This is a genomic window from Sphingosinicella flava (assembly GCF_016025255.1).
GTDB classification, from domain to species: domain Bacteria; phylum Pseudomonadota; class Alphaproteobacteria; order Sphingomonadales; family Sphingomonadaceae; genus Allosphingosinicella; species Allosphingosinicella flava.
Genome location: NZ_CP065592.1, coordinates 1,334,220 through 1,349,608, shown reverse-complemented (window position 1 = coordinate 1,349,608; position 15,389 = coordinate 1,334,220). Strand labels below are relative to the sequence as shown.

General features: G+C 61.9%; 26 protein-coding genes. All 26 read left to right on the top strand.

Going from position 1 to position 15,389, the window contains the following annotated elements; genetic code table 11:
* Positions 1 to 11 precede the first annotated feature (11 nt).
* The 26 genes from IC614_RS07015 (at position 12) to rplO (ending at position 15,334) form a co-directional block, all read left to right on the top strand.
* Complete coding sequence (locus IC614_RS07015) at positions 12 to 620, top strand: hypothetical protein (RefSeq protein ID WP_200970649.1); 609 nt, start codon at positions 12 to 14, stop codon at positions 618 to 620.
* A 238-nt stretch (positions 621 to 858) separates the two neighbouring features.
* Entirely contained in the window at positions 859 to 1,230 is a 372-nt protein-coding gene (rpsL, locus tag IC614_RS07010; RefSeq protein ID WP_106639566.1) for a 30S ribosomal protein S12, read from the top strand.
* A gap of 12 nt (positions 1,231 to 1,242) precedes the next feature.
* Complete coding sequence (gene rpsG / locus IC614_RS07005) at positions 1,243 to 1,713, top strand: 30S ribosomal protein S7 (RefSeq protein ID WP_200970648.1); 471 nt, start codon at positions 1,243 to 1,245, stop codon at positions 1,711 to 1,713.
* Between the two features lie 63 nt (positions 1,714 to 1,776).
* Complete coding sequence (fusA, locus tag IC614_RS07000) at positions 1,777 to 3,870, top strand: elongation factor G (RefSeq protein WP_200970647.1); 2,094 nt, start codon at positions 1,777 to 1,779, stop codon at positions 3,868 to 3,870.
* Between the two features lie 123 nt (positions 3,871 to 3,993).
* Positions 3,994 to 5,184 (top strand): elongation factor Tu, encoded by a 1,191-nt coding sequence (tuf, locus tag IC614_RS06995; RefSeq protein WP_200970646.1) that lies wholly within the window; start codon positions 3,994 to 3,996, stop codon positions 5,182 to 5,184.
* Positions 5,185 to 5,329: 145 nt separating this feature from the next.
* Positions 5,330 to 5,641 (top strand): 30S ribosomal protein S10, encoded by a 312-nt coding sequence (gene rpsJ, locus IC614_RS06990; RefSeq protein ID WP_028969184.1) that lies wholly within the window; start codon positions 5,330 to 5,332, stop codon positions 5,639 to 5,641.
* Between the two features lie 330 nt (positions 5,642 to 5,971).
* Entirely contained in the window at positions 5,972 to 6,727 is a 756-nt protein-coding gene (gene rplC, locus IC614_RS06985; protein WP_200970645.1) for a 50S ribosomal protein L3, read from the top strand.
* Between the two features lie 3 nt (positions 6,728 to 6,730).
* Complete coding sequence (gene rplD / locus IC614_RS06980) at positions 6,731 to 7,357, top strand: 50S ribosomal protein L4 (protein WP_200970644.1); 627 nt, start codon at positions 6,731 to 6,733, stop codon at positions 7,355 to 7,357.
* Positions 7,350 to 7,664 carry a 50S ribosomal protein L23 gene (locus IC614_RS06975; protein ID WP_200970643.1) on the top strand — a complete coding sequence of 105 codons (315 nt, stop codon included), beginning with the start codon at positions 7,350 to 7,352 and terminating at the stop codon, positions 7,662 to 7,664. The genes rplD and IC614_RS06975 overlap by 8 nt, the downstream gene beginning before the upstream one ends.
* Before the next feature lie 10 nt (positions 7,665 to 7,674).
* The gene (rplB, locus tag IC614_RS06970) at positions 7,675 to 8,511 is read left to right on the top strand and encodes a 50S ribosomal protein L2 (RefSeq protein WP_200970642.1); all 837 of its coding nucleotides are present in this window, start codon (positions 7,675 to 7,677) and stop codon (positions 8,509 to 8,511) included.
* Positions 8,512 to 8,513: 2 nt separating this feature from the next.
* Entirely contained in the window at positions 8,514 to 8,789 is a 276-nt protein-coding gene (gene rpsS, locus IC614_RS06965) for a 30S ribosomal protein S19 (RefSeq protein ID WP_106638741.1), read from the top strand.
* A gap of 3 nt (positions 8,790 to 8,792) precedes the next feature.
* Positions 8,793 to 9,173 carry a 50S ribosomal protein L22 gene (rplV, locus tag IC614_RS06960; RefSeq protein WP_200970641.1) on the top strand — a complete coding sequence of 127 codons (381 nt, stop codon included), beginning with the start codon at positions 8,793 to 8,795 and terminating at the stop codon, positions 9,171 to 9,173.
* 1 nt (position 9,174) lies between these two features.
* On the top strand, positions 9,175 to 9,882 hold the full coding sequence (gene rpsC / locus IC614_RS06955) for a 30S ribosomal protein S3 (protein WP_200970640.1): 708 nt from the start codon (positions 9,175 to 9,177) through the stop codon (positions 9,880 to 9,882).
* A gap of 12 nt (positions 9,883 to 9,894) precedes the next feature.
* The gene (rplP, locus tag IC614_RS06950) at positions 9,895 to 10,326 is read left to right on the top strand and encodes a 50S ribosomal protein L16 (protein ID WP_200970639.1); all 432 of its coding nucleotides are present in this window, start codon (positions 9,895 to 9,897) and stop codon (positions 10,324 to 10,326) included.
* Between the two features lie 3 nt (positions 10,327 to 10,329).
* Positions 10,330 to 10,536 carry a 50S ribosomal protein L29 gene (gene rpmC / locus IC614_RS06945; RefSeq protein WP_200970638.1) on the top strand — a complete coding sequence of 69 codons (207 nt, stop codon included), beginning with the start codon at positions 10,330 to 10,332 and terminating at the stop codon, positions 10,534 to 10,536.
* Positions 10,537 to 10,545: 9 nt separating this feature from the next.
* Entirely contained in the window at positions 10,546 to 10,812 is a 267-nt protein-coding gene (rpsQ, locus tag IC614_RS06940) for a 30S ribosomal protein S17 (RefSeq protein WP_106638746.1), read from the top strand.
* A 61-nt stretch (positions 10,813 to 10,873) separates the two neighbouring features.
* Positions 10,874 to 11,242: a 50S ribosomal protein L14 gene (gene rplN, locus IC614_RS06935; protein ID WP_106638747.1), complete on the top strand. Its 369-nt coding sequence runs from the start codon at positions 10,874 to 10,876 to the stop codon at positions 11,240 to 11,242.
* Between the two features lie 4 nt (positions 11,243 to 11,246).
* Positions 11,247 to 11,567, top strand: a complete 321-nt coding sequence (rplX, locus tag IC614_RS06930) for a 50S ribosomal protein L24 (RefSeq protein ID WP_200970637.1) — start codon at positions 11,247 to 11,249, stop codon at positions 11,565 to 11,567.
* Complete coding sequence (gene rplE, locus IC614_RS06925) at positions 11,560 to 12,141, top strand: 50S ribosomal protein L5 (protein WP_200970636.1); 582 nt, start codon at positions 11,560 to 11,562, stop codon at positions 12,139 to 12,141. The genes rplX and rplE overlap by 8 nt, the downstream gene beginning before the upstream one ends.
* A 35-nt stretch (positions 12,142 to 12,176) precedes the next feature.
* On the top strand, positions 12,177 to 12,482 hold the full coding sequence (rpsN, locus tag IC614_RS06920; RefSeq protein WP_200970635.1) for a 30S ribosomal protein S14: 306 nt from the start codon (positions 12,177 to 12,179) through the stop codon (positions 12,480 to 12,482).
* Between the two features lie 10 nt (positions 12,483 to 12,492).
* A complete protein-coding gene (gene rpsH, locus IC614_RS06915) occupies positions 12,493 to 12,888 on the top strand; it encodes a 30S ribosomal protein S8 (RefSeq protein ID WP_200970634.1) in 396 nt (131 codons plus the stop codon).
* Positions 12,888 to 13,421, top strand: coding sequence for a 50S ribosomal protein L6 (rplF, locus tag IC614_RS06910; RefSeq protein WP_200970633.1), 534 nt, complete (start codon positions 12,888 to 12,890; stop codon positions 13,419 to 13,421). Before rpsH ends, rplF begins: the two co-directional genes overlap by 1 nt.
* Before the next feature lie 3 nt (positions 13,422 to 13,424).
* Positions 13,425 to 13,778: a 50S ribosomal protein L18 gene (gene rplR / locus IC614_RS06905; RefSeq protein ID WP_200970632.1), complete on the top strand. Its 354-nt coding sequence runs from the start codon at positions 13,425 to 13,427 to the stop codon at positions 13,776 to 13,778.
* 3 nt (positions 13,779 to 13,781) lie between these two features.
* Positions 13,782 to 14,510 carry a 30S ribosomal protein S5 gene (gene rpsE / locus IC614_RS06900; protein WP_226372594.1) on the top strand — a complete coding sequence of 243 codons (729 nt, stop codon included), beginning with the start codon at positions 13,782 to 13,784 and terminating at the stop codon, positions 14,508 to 14,510.
* Between the two features lie 5 nt (positions 14,511 to 14,515).
* Entirely contained in the window at positions 14,516 to 14,692 is a 177-nt protein-coding gene (gene rpmD / locus IC614_RS06895; RefSeq protein ID WP_200970631.1) for a 50S ribosomal protein L30, read from the top strand.
* 111 nt (positions 14,693 to 14,803) lie between these two features.
* Complete coding sequence (rplO, locus tag IC614_RS06890; RefSeq protein ID WP_200970630.1) at positions 14,804 to 15,334, top strand: 50S ribosomal protein L15; 531 nt, start codon at positions 14,804 to 14,806, stop codon at positions 15,332 to 15,334.
* Positions 15,335 to 15,389 lie beyond the last annotated feature (55 nt).

Here is a 15,389-nt window from a genome sequence, read left to right as displayed (position 1 = left end):
ACTGAGGAGTGATGGAAGAAGATCGGATAATTTTTTGGTTATCTTTTGCTATCGTCTTTTCAGTAGAAACTGCCATATTTCTTGCACAAATACGCTTCTCACGAGAGATTAAGAAATCTTCCAAGATCAATACAGCGATATACTACACCGATCAATTTGACAGTAAACCTAATCGGAGAAGAAATTGGCTCGGCTGGCCCATTCTTGTTAACATTGCCTACTGGGTTGAATTTCTGAGCTTTCTTGAAAGTTTATATATTATAGCGGCAGGGGCATTAATTTCATTTATTCTTGTTAACCGTATTAGAAATCGTTATAAAAGAATTTTGGAACAGCCTGCTATATCCATTAATTCTCAAGGCTTGATTTTGAGCGATTATGGTTCAGTTAAAAGCATTAACTGGAGCAATATAGAATATATCCATGCTGATCCACTGCGACTTGATGGATATATTGCTCCAAATGAGCTTGTCAGCTTCAGCTTGCGTACAAAAGAGGGTGACACATGGATTTTCTACAAGGATGATCTTTATGGGGATGCCTTGTCCTTCTTTGTTGAAGTTGTGAGAATAGCGCACGAACAAATGGCGCCGGCCTCCTCGATGCTGAAACAGGCATGACGATCAGCGGGGGCTCAATTTCTGCCACTCTCCCGCCCGTTGACGCCTTAAGGACTCATGCGTATAGGCCGCCTCGCCCAGGGTAGTGGTTCGCTGTTTCCGGATTCGGAACTGCGCCGCAAGCTACGGGCAGAGCTTGAACATTGCCGCATGTTCGCAAAAGGCCAGGGGGTCATGAGGACCGCCGGGGCTTTTGCGTTTTTTGCATGCGGTAAAGTAACGTAAGGTGAAGGGCTTCATGCCAACGATCAATCAGCTGATCCGCAAGGGTCGCGAGCCGCAGAAGGCGCGCTCGAAAGTTCCCGCGATGGAAGCGAACCCGCAAAAGCGCGGCGTTTGCACCCGCGTCTATACGACGACCCCGAAGAAGCCGAACTCGGCGCTTCGCAAGGTGGCCAAGGTTCGCCTGACCAACCAGCGCGAAGTCATCAGCTACATTCCCGGCGAAGGCCACAACCTTCAGGAGCACAGCGTTGTGCTGATCCGCGGCGGCCGTGTGCGCGACCTTCCGGGCGTGCGCTACCACGTGCTTCGCGGCGTGCTCGACACGCAGGGTGTGAAGGACCGCAAGCAGAGCCGTTCGAAATACGGCGCCAAGCGTCCTAAGTAAGGGAATAGAGATATGTCTCGTCGTCGTCGCCCAGAGAAGCGCGAAATCCTGCCCGATCCGAAGTTCGGAGACGTGGTCCTTTCCAAATTCATGAACAGCGTCATGCTGGACGGCAAGAAGGCCGTCGCCGAAAGCATCGTTTATGGCGCGCTCGACACCGTCGAAGCGAAGGCCAAGAAGGATCCGATCGGCGTGTTCCATGACGCGCTCAACAATGTGAAGCCGGGCATCGAGGTCCGCAGCCGCCGCGTCGGCGGTGCGACCTACCAGGTGCCGGTCGAAGTCCGCACGGAACGCGCCCAGGCGCTTGCCATCCGCTGGCTCATTTCGGCCGCCCGCTCGCGCTCGGAGAACACGATGTCGGCCCGCCTTTCGGGCGAGCTGCTCGACGCTTCGAACAATCGCGGCAACGCGGTGAAGAAGCGCGAAGACACGCACCGCATGGCGGAAGCCAACCGGGCGTTCTCGCACTACCGCTGGTAATTTCAGTCCCTATATCGTGGGGGAGAGGCAAGGGCCTCTTCCCCCACATTGGAGTTTAAGATCATGGCCCGCAGCCATCCGCTCGACCGCTATCGCAACATCGGCATTATGGCGCATATCGACGCCGGCAAGACCACGACCACCGAGCGTATCCTTTATTACACCGGCAAGTCCTACAAGATCGGCGAAGTGCATGAAGGCACCGCGACGATGGACTGGATGGAGCAGGAGCAGGAGCGCGGGATCACGATCACGTCCGCCGCGACGACGTGCAAGTGGCGCGCCGAAGAAGGCAAGGGCGAAGAGCATCTGATCAACATCATCGACACGCCGGGCCACGTCGACTTCACCATCGAAGTCGAACGTTCGCTGCGCGTGCTCGACGGCGCGGTCGCGTGCTTCGACGGCGTTGCCGGCGTCGAGCCGCAGTCCGAAACCGTGTGGCGCCAGGCGGAAAAGTACAAGGTTCCGCGCATGTGCTTCGTCAACAAGCTCGACCGCACCGGCGCGAGCTTCGAGCGCTGCGTCGACATGATCAAGGATCGCCTGGGCGCCCGCCCGGCCGTTCTCTATCTCCCGATCGGCATCGAAGGCGGCTTCAAGGGCCTCGTCGACCTGGTCGAGAATCGCGCGATCATCTGGCTCGAAGAGTCGCTCGGCGCGAAGTTCGAATATCAGGCGATCCCCGACGATCTCGCCGATGCCGCCGCGACGGCTCGCCAGGAGCTGATCGAGATGGCCGTCGAGCAGGACGACGACATCATGGAAGCCTATCTTGGCGGTGAAGAGCCCGATACGGCGACGCTCAAGAAGCTGATCCGCAAGGGCACGCTCAACTTCTCGTTCGTGCCGATCGTCTGCGGCTCGGCCTTCAAGAACAAGGGTGTTCAGCCCCTGCTCGACGCCGTCGTCGATTATCTGCCGAGCCCGCTCGACATTCCCGACGTCCAGGGCGTGAAGCTCGACGGCGAAACCCCGGCTTCGCGTCCGGCCGACGACAAGGCGCCGCTATCGCTGCTCGCCTTCAAGATCATGAACGATCCGTTCGTCGGCTCCTTGACCTTCGCCCGCATCTATTCGGGCACCCTCACCAAGGGTCAGTATCTGAACTCGGTGAAGGACAAGAAGGAAAAGATCGGCCGTATGCTCCTCATGCACGCCAACTCGCGTGAGGACATCGAAGAGGCGCGCGCCGGCGACATCGTCGCGATCGCGGGCCTCAAGGAAACGACGACCGGCGACACGCTTTGCGATCCGGCCAACCCGATCATCCTCGAGCGGATGGAATTCCCCGAGCCGGTGATCGAGCTGTCGGTGGAGCCGAAGACCAAGGCCGACCAGGAAAAGATGGGCATCGCGCTCAATCGCCTCGCTGCCGAGGATCCCTCCTTCCGCGTGTCGACCGACCACGAATCGGGCCAGACGATCATCAAGGGGATGGGCGAGCTCCACCTCGAAATCCTCGTCGACCGCATGAAGCGTGAGTTCAAGGTCGAGGCCAATGTCGGCGCGCCGCAGGTGGCGTATCGCGAATATCTCGCGAAGAAGGTCGACGTCGACTACACCCACAAGAAGCAGTCGGGCGGCTCGGGCCAGTTCGGCCGCGTCAAGGTCACCGTCGTTCCCGGCGAGCGCGGTTCGGGCTTCCAGTTCTTCGACGAGATCAAGGGCGGCAACATTCCGCGCGAATATATCCCGTCGGTCGAAAAGGGCTTCAAGGAAACCGCCGAGACCGGTTCGCTGATCGGCTTCCCGATCATCGACTTCGAAGTTCACCTGACGGACGGCGCCTATCACGACGTCGACTCGTCGGCCCTGGCCTTCGAAATCTGCGCCCGCGGTGCGATGCGCGAAGTGGCCCAAAAGGCCGGCATCAAGCTCCTCGAGCCGATGATGAAGGTCGAAGTCGTGACGCCGGAAGATTATCTGGGCGACGTGATCGGCGACTTGAACAGCCGCCGCGGCCAGATCCAGGGCACCGACAGCCGGGGCAATGCCCAGGTCGTCGAGGCGATGGTCCCGCTTGCGAATATGTTCGGCTACGTGAACGAGCTGCGTTCCTTCACGCAGGGCCGCGCGCAATATTCGATGCAATTCTCGCATTATGAGGAAGTGCCGCAGAACGTCGCGGACGAGGTCAAGGCAAAGCTGGCATAAGCCGGAAAGAGCCGTTATGGGGCGCGCATCCGAAGCCTGGCTTAGGGTGTGCAATCGATAGATTCGGCAAGCGGCCCGCCCGGGCGATGCGGTCGATTGGATTTGAACAGAAGGTAGGACACAATGGCGAAAGCTAAGTTTGAGCGGACGAAACCGCACTGCAACATCGGCACCATCGGTCACGTCGACCATGGCAAGACGTCGCTCACCGCGGCGATCACCAAGATTCTCGCCGAAACCGGCGGCGCGACCTTCGTCGATTATGCGAACATCGACAAGGCTCCGGAAGAGCGCGAGCGCGGCATCACCATTTCGACCGCGCACGTCGAATATGAAACCGAAGCCCGCCACTATGCGCACGTCGACTGCCCGGGTCACGCCGACTATGTGAAGAACATGATCACCGGCGCCGCCCAGATGGACGGCGGCATCCTGGTCGTGTCGGCCGCCGACGGCCCCATGCCGCAGACCCGTGAGCACATCCTGCTCGCCCGTCAGGTCGGCGTTCCGGCGCTCGTCGTGTTCATGAACAAGGTCGACCAGGTCGACGATCCCGAGCTGCTCGAGCTCGTCGAGCTCGAAATCCGCGAGCTGCTCTCGTCCTACGACTTCCCGGGCGACGACATTCCGATCGTCAAGGGTTCGGCGCTCGCCGCTCTTGAAGATTCGAACGATGAAATCGGCCGCAAGGCGATCCTCGAGCTGATGCAGGCCGTCGACAGCTACATCCCGCAGCCGGAGCGTCCGCTCGACAAGGCGTTCCTGATGCCGATCGAAGACGTGTTCTCGATCTCGGGTCGCGGCACCGTCGTCACCGGCCGTGTCGAAACCGGCATCGTGAAGGTTGGCGAAGAAGTCGAAATCGTCGGCATCAAGGACACCAAGAAGACGACCGTCACCGGCGTCGAAATGTTCCGCAAGCTGCTCGATCAGGGTCAGGCCGGCGATAATATCGGTGCCCTCATCCGCGGCGTCGGCCGTGAGGAAGTGGAGCGCGGTCAGGTTCTGGCGAAGCCGGGCTCGATCACGCCGCACACCGAATTCACCGCCGAAGTCTACGTCCTGTCGAAGGACGAAGGCGGCCGTCACACGCCGTTCTTCGCGAACTATCGTCCGCAATTCTACTTCCGCACGACCGACGTGACGGGCGAAGTGGTTCTGCCGGAAGGCACCGAGATGGTCATGCCGGGCGACAACGTCCAGCTCGGCGTGAAGCTCATCGCTCCGATCGCCATGGACCAGGGTCTGCGCTTCGCCATTCGCGAAGGCGGCCGCACGGTCGGCGCCGGGGTTGTGGCGAACATCACTAAGTAATATAGGAGCGGGCCGCTCGATTCTCCCCGGAGGTCAGGCGGCCCGCTTTTATGCGAGTTTTTAGCGGCGCCGGCGGCCGAGAGGCTTCCGGCTCCGGTTTTTTGATTGCCCCTGTCGGGGTTGGCTCTTTCGCATCGGTAGGACCATGGAAACGCAGAATATCCGCATTCGCCTCAAGGCGTTCGATCATCGTGTGCTCGATCAGGCAACCGGCGACATCGCCGATACCGCCCGTCGCACTGGCGCCCTTATTCGCGGTCCCATTCCCCTCCCGACGCGCATCGAGAAGTTCACCGTCAACCGTTCGCCGCACGTGGACAAGAAGTCCCGCGAACAGTTTGAGGTGCGTACCTACAAGCGCCTGCTCGACATCGTGCAGCCAACGCCGCAGACGGTCGACGCTCTTATGAAGCTCGATCTCGCAGCAGGTGTTGATGTTGAGATCAAGTTGGCCTGAGGCCAATTTGCCTTTAGCCCCGGCGCAAGCCGGGGTCTCGGCGGGAAGGGCTGAGCCTTATTTTCGCTGAGATGCCAGCTTTCGCTGGCATGACGGGAAATTCCCTACTATGGGGATGCCACAGATTCGGCCCCGCTCGGACCGGGGCCCCTGCAAAGCACTGGCTTTAGGCAGGAAAATGGTTCGGGATACCGCACGGCATCGCCGTGGTCTGCGTCCCCCGCTTTTCTCGCTTGTCGAGGAAATAGCCCAAGGCGGGGCATGCATCATTTGTTGGGCTGGCACGCCCCTGAAGATCGCTTCGGGGGCCTCTGTATAAGGAGTATGGTCATGCGTACCGGCGTGATCGCGAAGAAAATGGGGATGACCCGCTTGTTCCAGGAAGACGGCCGCCACGTGCCCGTCACTGTCCTGGCGCTTGAAAATGTTCAGGTCGTCGCCCGCCGCGAGGCGGATCGTGACGGCTATGTCGCCGTTCAGCTCGGCGCGGGTTCGGCCAAGGCCAAGAACCTGACGAAGCCGGAGCGTGGCCATTTCGGCAAGGCCGAAGTGGAGCCGAAGGCGCAGCTCGCCGAATTCCGCGTCGCCGAGGATGCTCTCCTCGACGTCGGCGCCGAAATCGCGGCGGACCATTATGCCGTCGGCCAGCTGGTCGACATTCAGGGCGTGACCCAGGGTAAGGGTTTCGCCGGCGCCATGAAGCGTTGGGGCTTCGGCGGTTTGCGCGCCACCCACGGCGTGTCCGTCTCCCACCGTTCGCACGGTTCGACCGGTAACCGCCAGGATCCGGGCCGCGTCTTCAAGAACAAGAAGATGGCTGGTCACATGGGCGCCCGCAACCGCACCCAGCAGAACCTCGAAGTCGTCCGCACGGACGTCGAGCGCGGCCTCATCTTCGTCAAGGGCTCGGTGCCCGGCTCGAAGGGCGGCTGGCTCCTCGTCAAGGACGCCGTGAAGGTCGCACGCCACGCGGATGCGCCGTATCCGGCCGGCATTCGCCAGGCTGCCAACAGCAACAACGCTCCCGCGAACACCCCGGCCGAGGCCGAGGCTCCCGTGGAAGCCACCGAAGGCCAGGAAGGCTAAACGATGAAGGTCAAGGTTCAGACCCTCGACGCCCAGGGCAAAGGCGACATCGAGCTCAACGACGCGATTTTCGGCGTTGAGCCCCGTGCCGACATCCTGCACCGCGTCGTCACCTGGCAGCTCGAAAAGCGCCGCGGCACCGCCCGCGCCGCCCGCGAGCGCTCGGATGTCGCTCGTACCGGCAAGAAGTTCGGCCGTCAGAAGGGCGGCGGTACGGCACGTCACGGCGATCGCCGTGCCCCGATCTTCATCGGCGGCGGCAAGGCCCATGGCCCCCGCGTCCGCGACTTCAATCCGTCGCTCAATAAGAAGATCCGTGCGCTCGGCCTGAAGATGGCCCTGTCGTCCAAGGCCCGCGACGGCAAGCTGGTCGTCATGGAAAACCTGGACGTCAAGGAATCCAAGACCAAGGCGCTCAAGGATCAGCTCGGCAAATTGGGCTTCGGCAAGACCGCCCTCGTCATCGACGGCGACGCGCTGAACGTCGGTTTCGCCCTCGCTTCGTCCAACCTCCGCGAGATCAACCTTCTCCCGGCGGTCGGCGCGAACGTCTACGACATTCTCAAGGCCGAAACGCTGGTGCTGACCCGCGCCGCGGTTGAAAAGCTGGAGGCGCGCTTCAATGGCTAAGCAGCAGAAGACGGGTGTCGACATCAAGCATTATGATGTCGTTCTCGCTCCCCACATCACCGAAAAGACGACTCTGCTTTCGGAGCAGAACGCAGTCGTCTTCAAGGTTGCGAACGATGCCACCAAGCCGCAGATCAAGGCGGCGGTCGAGGCTCTGTTCAGCGTCAAGGTGCTGGGCGTGAACACCATCACCCAAAAGGGCAAGACGAAGAAGTGGAAGGGCCGTCCCTACACCAAGTCTGACATGAAGAAGGCGATCGTGACGCTGGCCGACGGCCAGTCCATCGACGTCACCACCGGAATCTGAGGCGCGGACGATGGCACTCAAGCATTATAATCCGACCACCTCGTCACAGCGCGGCCTGATCCTCGTCGACAAGTCGTCGCTGTGGAAGGGCAAGCCTGTGAAGGCGCTGACCGAAGGCAAGCGCAAGACGGGCGGACGCAACAACAAGGGTCATGTGACCTCGCGCGGCATTGCGGGCGGTCACAAGCAGAAGTACCGCTATATCGACTTCAAGCGTCGCAAGTGGGACCAGCCGGCCACCGTCGAGCGCCTGGAATATGACCCCAACCGCACCGCGTTCATCGCTCTGGTGAAGTATGAAGACGGCGAACTCGCCTACATCATCGCGCCGCAGCGTCTTGCCCCGGGCGACACCATCGTCGCGGGCAAGAAGACCGACGTGAAGCCGGGCAACGCCATGGAACTCGGCCAGATGCCGGTCGGCACCATCGTTCACAATGTGGAGATGAAGCCGGGCAAGGGCGGCCAGATCGCCCGATCGGCCGGCACCTATGTGCAGGTCGTCGGCCGCGACAAGGGCATGGTCATCGTTCGCCTGAATTCGGGCGAGCAGCGCTACCTGCGCGCGGACTGCATGGGCACGGTTGGCGCGGTGTCGAACCCCGACAACCAGAACCAGAACTTTGCCAAGGCCGGCCGCACGCGCTGGATGGGCAAGCGCCCGCTGACCCGCGGCGTTGCGAAGAACCCGGTCGACCACCCGCACGGCGGTGGTGAAGGCCGGACTTCGGGCGGCCGTCACCCGGTCACGCCGTGGGGCAAGCCGACCAAGGGTGCCCGCACCCGTTCGAACAAGGCGACGGACAAGATGATCATCCGTTCGCGTCACGCGAAGAAGAAGAGGTAATAATGGCCCGCTCCGTCTGGAAAGGTCCGTTCGTCGAGCTGTCGCTGCTGAAGAAGGCAGAAACAGCGCAGGAATCCGGTGGCCGCGCGCCGATCAAGACCTGGTCGCGCCGCTCCACCATTCTCCCGCAGTTCGTCGGGCTGACGTTCAACGTCTATAATGGCCGCAAGTTCGTGCCGGTTTCGGTTTCGGAAGAAATGGTCGGCATGAAGCTCGGCGAATTCGCTCCGACCCGCTACTTCCCCGGCCACGCCGCCGACAAGAAGGGCAAGAGGTAAGCCATGGGTAAGGAAAAAGCCCCCCGCCGCGTCGCGGCCAACGAGGCCCTGGCCGTCGGCACCACGATCCGCGGTTCCGCGCAGAAGCTGAACCTTGTCGCCGCCCTCATCCGCGGCCGCAAGGTCGAAGATGCGCTGAATGTCCTCACCTTCTCCAAGAAGGCGATGGCAGTGGATGTCCGCAAGGTGCTCGCCTCGGCGATCGCCAATGCGGAAAACAACCACAATCTCGACGTCGACAGCCTCGTCGTCGCGGAAGCCAGCGTCGGCAAGAGCATCTCGATGAAGCGCTTCGCGACCCGTGCGCGCGGCCGTTCGAGCCGCATCGTGAAACCGTTCAGCCGCGTGCGCATCGTCGTCCGCGAAGCGAGCCAGGAAGCTTAAGATGGGCCAAAAATCCTCTCCGATCGGTCTGCGCCTGCAGATCAACCGCACCTGGGACAGCCGCTGGTATGCGGAAGGCGCCGATTACGGCCGCCTGCTGCTCGAGGATCTCAAGATCCGCGAATATGTCCTGAAGACCCTGCCGCAGGCCGCGATCTCCAAGGTCGTGATCGAGCGTCCGGCCAAGCTCTGCCGCGTCAACATCTATGCCGCGCGTCCGGGCGTCATCATCGGCAAGAAGGGCGCCGACATCGAAAAGCTTCGCAAGAAGCTCGGCGAAATGACCTCGTCCGACGTGTCGTTGAACATCGTCGAGATCCGCAAGCCGGAGATCGACGCCAAGCTCGTCGCCCAGGGCGTCGCCGATCAGCTCGAGCGCCGCATCGCGTTCCGCCGCGCCATGAAGCGCGCGGTGCAGTCGGCTCTCCGCCTCGGCGCGGAAGGCATTCGTATCACCTGCGGCGGCCGCCTCGGCGGCGCTGAAATCGCCCGCACGGAATGGTATCGCGAAGGCCGCGTGCCGCTCCACACGCTGCGTGGCAACGTCGATTATGCCGAAGCCCAGGCCCACACCGCTTACGGCGTGTGCGGCGTCAAGGTTTGGATCTTCAAGGGCGAAATCCTTGGTCACGATCCGATGGCCCAGGACCGCCTCATGATGGAAGCGCAGACGTCGGGCGTTCGCCCGGCGCGCGACGACCGTCGCTAAGGAATTAGAGACATGCTGCAACCAAAGCGCACCAAATTCCGCAAGGCCTTCAAGGGCCGCATTTCGGGCAACGCCAAGGGCGGCACCGATCTGACCTTCGGCGCCTTCGGCCTCAAGGCCCTGGAGCCGGATCGGATCACCGCCCGCCAGATCGAAGCGGCCCGTCGCGCGATCACGCGCCACATCCGCCGTCAGGGCCGTTTGTGGATCCGCGTCTTCCCGGACGTGCCGGTGTCGTCGAAGCCCGCTGAAGTCCGCATGGGCTCGGGCAAGGGTTCGCCGGAATATTGGGCGGCCCGCGTGAAGCCCGGCCGCATCCTGTTCGAACTGGACGGCGTTCCCGGCCCGCTCGCTCGCGTCGCTTTCGAGCGCGCGATGGAAAAGCTGCCGATCAAGACCAAGGTGGTGGCCCGCCTCGGTGAATCGCTGATTGAGGAAGATTGATAAATGGCCAAGATCGACGATCTCAAAGCCAAGAGCGACGACCAGCTCAACGAGCAGCTGGGCGAGCTGAAGCGCGAGCAGTTCAACCTGCGCTTCCAGGCCGCGACGAACCAGCTCGAGAAGCCGGCGCGCGTTCGTGAAGTTCGCCGCTCCATCGCCCAGATCAAGACGCTGCAGGGTGAGCGCACGCGCGCCGCTCAGAAGGCCTAAGGAGTTATCATGCCGAAGCGCATTCTGACCGGGACCGTGGTGTCCGACAAGACCGACAAGACCGTGGTGGTGAAGGTCGAGCGGCGGGTGAAGCACCCGCTCTACGGCAAGATCATCAAGCTGTCGAAGAAGTATCATGCCCATGACGAGGGCAATGAGTTCAAGGCCGGCGAGACCGTCCGCATCGAAGAGACGCGGCCGATTTCCAAGCTGAAGACCTGGAAGGTGCTGGATCGCGTAGACACGCATGCCACGCCCGCCAAGTCGGATATTTAAGCCGCTTATTTGTAGCTGATCGCCGGGATGTCCCGGTTGAAGTGAGAGAAGGAATGGATCGATGATCCAGATGCAGTCCAACCTTGATGTGGCTGACAATTCGGGCGCCAAGCGCGTCCAGTGCATCAAGGTGCTCGGCGGCTCAAAGCGCCGCTTTGCCAGTGTCGGCGACATCATCGTGGTGTCGGTGAAGGAAGCGTCCCCCAAGGGCCGCGTGAAGAAGGGCGACGTCCACAAGGCCGTCATCGTCCGGACCGCCAAGGACATTCATCGTCCCGACGGTTCGACGATCCGCTTCGATTCCAACGCCGCGGTGCTCGTCAACAACAACCAGGAGCCGATCGGCACCCGTATCTTCGGCCCGGTCGTCCGCGAATTGCGCGCGAAGAAGCACATGAAGATCATCTCGCTCGCGCCGGAGGTTTTGTAAGATCATGGCTGCTGCGAAGATCAAGAAAGGTGACCAGGTCGTCATCCTGTCCGGCAAGGACAAGGGCAAGACCGGCGAAGTCACCAAGAGCATGCCCAAGGACGGCAAGGTCGTCGTGTCGGGCGTGAACATTATCACCCGTCACCGGAAGGCCACCCAGGCCAATCCGCAGGGCGGCCTGGAACGCGCTGAAGCGCCGCTTCACGTGTCCAAGGTGGCGCTCAAGGATCCCAAGACGGGCAAGCCGACGCGCGTCCGTTTCGAAACCAAGGACGGCAAGAAGGTCCGCGTGGCCGTGAAGTCCGGGGAGACCATCAATGGCTGATAAGAAATATACGCCCCGCCTCCGCAAGGATTATGACGAGCGCATCGTCAAGGCGATGACCGAGAAGTTCGGCTACAAGAACCGCATGGAGGTTCCCAAGCTCGAAAAGATCGTCATCAACATGGGCGTCGGCGAAGCCACGCAGGACAAGAAGAAGGTCGAGGTCGCGGCTTCCGAAATGGAGCTGATCGCCGGCCAGAAGCCTGTCGTCACCAAGGCGAAGAAGTCGATCGCGCAGTTCAAGCTGCGTGAAGGCATGCCGATCGGCTGCAAGGTCACCCTGCGCCGCGAGCGTATGTATGAGTTTCTGGACCGCCTGGTCACGGTCGCGCTGCCGCGCGTCCGCGACTTCCGCGGCCTGAACCCGAAGTCGTTCGACGGCCGCGGCAATTATGCGATGGGCCTCAAGGAACAGATCATTTTCCCTGAGATCAGCTATGACCGCATCGACAAGGTGCGCGGCATGGACATCATCGTCACCACCACCGCGAAGACGGATGAGGAAGCGCGCGAATTGCTGCGCCTCTTCAACTTCCCCTTCCCGGTCGAACAGGATCAGCAGCAGGCCGCGTAAGCGGTCTGCTTGAGAGAAGGAAGAGAACTTAAGTCATGGCGAAACTGAGTTCCATCAACAAGAATGAGCGTCGCAAGAAGCTGGTGAAGAAATATGCCGGCCAATATGCGAAGCTGAAGGCGATCGCGGACGATGAGTCCAAGGACGACACCGAACGTCTGATCGCGCGTCTGAAGATGGCGGAAATCCCGCGCAACGCGAACCCGACCCGGGTCCGCAACCGTTGCCAGATGACTGGCCGTCCGCGCGCGAATTATCGCAAATTCGGGCTTTCGAGGGTCATGCTGCGCGAATTGGGCAATAAGGGCCTGATCCCCGGTCTGACGAAATCGAGCTGGTAAGGTATAAGATATGCCATTGACCGATCCTTTGGGTGATATGCTCACCCGCATCCGCAACGGCCAGCAGGCGCGCAAGGACAGTGTGGTTTCCCCCGCGTCCAAGCTGCGCGCCCGCGTTCTCGACGTGCTTCAGCGCGAAGGCTATATCCGCGGTTATTCCGAAGAAGCGCTGGGCGCCCACAAGGGCCTGCGCATCGAACTGAAATATTTCGAGGGCCAGCCGGCGATCCGCCACGTGTCCCGTATTTCGAAGCCCGGCCGCCGCGTCTATTCGGGTTCGCAGGAATTGCCCCGGGTCCGCAACGGCCTCGGCATCACCATCGTCTCGACGCCTCGCGGCGTTCTGTCCGACGCGGAAGCGCGCGATCAGAATGTCGGCGGCGAAGTGCTGGCGGAGGTGTTCTGATGAGCCGCATCGGTAAAGTTCCTGTCGCGTTGCCGGGCAACGTGACCGCCTCGATCGAAGGCTCCGTCCTGTCCGTGAAGGGCCCTAAGGGCACCCTCACCATGCAGATGATGGACGACATCAGCTACGGCATCGAAGACGGCCGTATCCTGGTTCGCCCCGCCAACGACACGAAGCGCGCCCGCTCCTTCTGGGGCATGCATCGCACCCTGGTCCAGAATTTGGTTACCGGCGTTTCGGAAGGCTTCACGAAGGTGCTCGAAATCACCGGCGTCGGCTATCGTGCCAATGCTCAGGGCAAGAACCTGAAGCTGCAGCTCGGTTACAGCCACGACGTCAACATTCCGGTGCCGGACGGCCTGGAAGTGAAGACCCCGGACACGACCACGGTCGAGATTTCGGGTATCGACCGGCAGAAGGTCGGCCAGCTGGCCGCCGAGATCCGCCGCTGGCGCAAGCCGGAGCCTTATAAGGGCAAGGGCATCAAATATCGCGGTGAGTATATCTTCCGCAAAGAAGGCAAGAAGAAGTAAGCCATGGCGAAACTCTCTCTCTTCGATCGGCGCCGTCAGCGCGTCCGCACTTCGCTCCGCAAGGTCGGCGGCGGCAAGCCGCGCTTGTCGGTGCACCGTTCCGGCCGCCATATCTACGCGCAGGTCATTAACGATCTCGAAGGCCGCACCGTGGCCGCCGCGTCGAGCCTCGACAAGGATGTCGCGGCCAAGACGGGTGCGACTGTCGAGTCCGCGCAGGATGTGGGCCGCCGTCTCGCCGAGCGCGCCAAGGCCGCCGGCATCACCAAGGTTATTTTCGATCGTGGCGGTTTTCTGTTCCACGGCCGCGTGAAGGCTCTCGCCGATGCCGCGCGCGAAGGCGGACTGGAGTTCTAAGTGATGGCTGAAGAAAACAACCAGGCGACCGAAGGTCAGGAAGTGGTTCCCGCGGCCGAGGCTCCGGCAGCGGTTGAAGAGCGCGGAGGCGGCGAACGCCGCGGCCGCGGCGGCCGTGGCGGACAGGGCGGCCGTGACAATCGTGGCGGCGGCCGTGGCCGTCGTGACGATCGCCGTGGCGGCAACCGCGACGAAGATGGTGGCGAGGAGCTGATCGAAAAGCTCGTCCACATCAACCGCGTGTCCAAGACCGTGAAGGGCGGTAAGCGCTTCGGTTTCGCAGCACTCGTCGTCGTCGGCGACGGCAAGGGCCGCGCGGGCTTCGGCAAGGGCAAGGCCCGCGAAGTGCCGGAAGCGATCACCAAGGCGACCGCCGCCGCCAAGAAGGCGATGGTTCGCGTGCCGCTGAAGGAAGGCCGCACGCTGCATCATGACGCGCGCGGCCATTTCGGCGCCGGCAAGGTGACGGTCCGCACCGCGCCTCCGGGCACCGGCATCATCGCCGGCGGTCCGATGCGCGCCGTGTTCGAAAGCCTTGGCGTCGCCGACGTGGTGACCAAGTCGGTCGGCACGTCCAACCCCTACAACATGATCCGGGCGACTTTCGAAGCGCTCACCGATCAGACCAGCCCCAAGTCGGTTGCGCAGCGCCGCGGCAAGAAGATTGCCGACCTGCTCGGCCGTGGCGGCTCGCAGACGGCCGAGGCTGATGCCGCGGCTGTGACGGAGTAAGAGACATGACCACCATCAAGGTCACCCAGATCGGTTCGCCGATCCGCCGCACGCCCGACCAGCGCAAGACGCTGATCGGTCTCGGCCTCAACAAGATGCACCGGACCGCCGAGCTTCAGGATACCCCTGAAGTGCGTGGCATGATCCGCAAGGTGCAGCACATGGTGAAGGTCGAGGGATAATGACTGTTCCCCGGCGAAGGCCGGGGTCCAGGCGTCCCCGTAGCTGGGTTCCGGCCTTTGCCGGAACACACTGAACTATCAGCGCGAACATAGCGAAAGCGAGTGCAAGACATGAAACTGAACGACATCCGCGACAATGAAGGTGCCCGTAAGTCCCGCGTCCGCGTGGGCCGTGGCATCGGTTCGGGCCTCGGCAAGACCGGCGGCCGTGGTCAGAAGGGCCAGAAGAGCCGCTCCGGCGTCTCGATCTGGGGCTTCGAAGGCGGTCAGATGCCGCTTCACATGCGGATCCCGAAGCGCGGCTTCAACAATCCGTTTGCCAAGGACTATGCCGAAGTGAATCTGGGCGCGATCCAGAAGCTCTTTGACGCGGGCAAGCTCGACGCCAAAGGCACGATCGATCACGCGGCGCTTAAAGCCGCTGGTGTCGCGCGCGGCGGCAAGGACGGCGTTCGCCTGCTCGGCAAGGGCAGCCTGACGGCCAAGCTCAATTTCCTCGTCGCCGGCGTCTCCGCCGGCGCCCGCGAAGCCATTGAAAAGGCTGGCGGCAAGGTCGAGGTGATCGAGGTTGTTCCGGCTTCCGAAAAGGCCGCTGCCAAGAAGGGCACGACCCGCGCCGCGGCGAAGAAGGCCAAGGCCTGATCCCGTCGCTTGGCGGTTGGAGGCTGACAAGCCGGAACCGATGACTATATGAGGC

Excerpts from the sequence above, each read along its gene's own strand:
- IC614_RS07015 (WP_200970649.1), top strand. The coding sequence starts at position 12 with ATGGAAGAAGATCGGATAATTTTTTGGTTATCTTTTGCTATCGTCTTT.
- rpsL (WP_106639566.1), top strand. The coding sequence starts at position 859 with ATGCCAACGATCAATCAGCTGATCCGCAAGGGTCGCGAGCCGCAGAAG.
- rpsG (WP_200970648.1), top strand. The coding sequence starts at position 1,243 with ATGTCTCGTCGTCGTCGCCCAGAGAAGCGCGAAATCCTGCCCGATCCG.
- fusA (WP_200970647.1), top strand. The coding sequence starts at position 1,777 with ATGGCCCGCAGCCATCCGCTCGACCGCTATCGCAACATCGGCATTATG.
- tuf (WP_200970646.1), top strand. The coding sequence starts at position 3,994 with ATGGCGAAAGCTAAGTTTGAGCGGACGAAACCGCACTGCAACATCGGC.
- rpsJ (WP_028969184.1), top strand. The coding sequence starts at position 5,330 with ATGGAAACGCAGAATATCCGCATTCGCCTCAAGGCGTTCGATCATCGT.
- rplC (WP_200970645.1), top strand. The coding sequence starts at position 5,972 with ATGCGTACCGGCGTGATCGCGAAGAAAATGGGGATGACCCGCTTGTTC.
- rplD (WP_200970644.1), top strand. The coding sequence starts at position 6,731 with ATGAAGGTCAAGGTTCAGACCCTCGACGCCCAGGGCAAAGGCGACATC.
- IC614_RS06975 (WP_200970643.1), top strand. The coding sequence starts at position 7,350 with ATGGCTAAGCAGCAGAAGACGGGTGTCGACATCAAGCATTATGATGTC.
- rplB (WP_200970642.1), top strand. The coding sequence starts at position 7,675 with ATGGCACTCAAGCATTATAATCCGACCACCTCGTCACAGCGCGGCCTG.
- rpsS (WP_106638741.1), top strand. The coding sequence starts at position 8,514 with ATGGCCCGCTCCGTCTGGAAAGGTCCGTTCGTCGAGCTGTCGCTGCTG.
- rplV (WP_200970641.1), top strand. The coding sequence starts at position 8,793 with ATGGGTAAGGAAAAAGCCCCCCGCCGCGTCGCGGCCAACGAGGCCCTG.
- rpsC (WP_200970640.1), top strand. The coding sequence starts at position 9,175 with ATGGGCCAAAAATCCTCTCCGATCGGTCTGCGCCTGCAGATCAACCGC.
- rplP (WP_200970639.1), top strand. The coding sequence starts at position 9,895 with ATGCTGCAACCAAAGCGCACCAAATTCCGCAAGGCCTTCAAGGGCCGC.
- rpmC (WP_200970638.1), top strand. The coding sequence starts at position 10,330 with ATGGCCAAGATCGACGATCTCAAAGCCAAGAGCGACGACCAGCTCAAC.
- rpsQ (WP_106638746.1), top strand. The coding sequence starts at position 10,546 with ATGCCGAAGCGCATTCTGACCGGGACCGTGGTGTCCGACAAGACCGAC.
- rplN (WP_106638747.1), top strand. The coding sequence starts at position 10,874 with ATGATCCAGATGCAGTCCAACCTTGATGTGGCTGACAATTCGGGCGCC.
- rplX (WP_200970637.1), top strand. The coding sequence starts at position 11,247 with ATGGCTGCTGCGAAGATCAAGAAAGGTGACCAGGTCGTCATCCTGTCC.
- rplE (WP_200970636.1), top strand. The coding sequence starts at position 11,560 with ATGGCTGATAAGAAATATACGCCCCGCCTCCGCAAGGATTATGACGAG.
- rpsN (WP_200970635.1), top strand. The coding sequence starts at position 12,177 with ATGGCGAAACTGAGTTCCATCAACAAGAATGAGCGTCGCAAGAAGCTG.
- rpsH (WP_200970634.1), top strand. The coding sequence starts at position 12,493 with ATGCCATTGACCGATCCTTTGGGTGATATGCTCACCCGCATCCGCAAC.
- rplF (WP_200970633.1), top strand. The coding sequence starts at position 12,888 with ATGAGCCGCATCGGTAAAGTTCCTGTCGCGTTGCCGGGCAACGTGACC.
- rplR (WP_200970632.1), top strand. The coding sequence starts at position 13,425 with ATGGCGAAACTCTCTCTCTTCGATCGGCGCCGTCAGCGCGTCCGCACT.
- rpsE (WP_226372594.1), top strand. The coding sequence starts at position 13,782 with ATGGCTGAAGAAAACAACCAGGCGACCGAAGGTCAGGAAGTGGTTCCC.
- rpmD (WP_200970631.1), top strand. The coding sequence starts at position 14,516 with ATGACCACCATCAAGGTCACCCAGATCGGTTCGCCGATCCGCCGCACG.
- rplO (WP_200970630.1), top strand. The coding sequence starts at position 14,804 with ATGAAACTGAACGACATCCGCGACAATGAAGGTGCCCGTAAGTCCCGC.